Source organism: Paraburkholderia sp. SIMBA_030, from assembly GCF_046535245.1.
GTDB lineage: Bacteria > Pseudomonadota > Gammaproteobacteria > Burkholderiales > Burkholderiaceae > Paraburkholderia.
Map to the genome: position 1 here is coordinate 1 of NZ_JAWRXB010001703.1, position 233 is coordinate 233.

The following is a 233-nucleotide window of genomic DNA, read 5'->3' on the forward strand; positions in this document are numbered from 1 at the left end:
GTGCAGTTCGTAGAGCGTCGCGCCGAAAATCACCGGAATCGCGAGAAAGAACGAGAACTCGGTGGCGACGCGCCGTTCGAGACCGAACAGCATCGCGCCGATGATGGTCGAGCCCGAGCGCGACATGCCGGGAATCAGCGCGAAGCATTGCGCACAGCCGACCTTGAACGCGTCGAGCACGGTGATTTCGTCGAGGGAGTTCACGCGCGCGGGCGTCGCGGTGCTTGCCGTGG

The 233-nt window shown here is 64.4% G+C and carries 1 protein-coding gene; it reads right to left on the bottom strand.

The genetic code is table 11. The features are described from left to right. Window positions 1-233: undecaprenyl-diphosphate phosphatase (locus tag SB772_RS45830; protein ID WP_410839254.1), on the bottom strand; the 233-nt coding region annotated here is incomplete at both ends.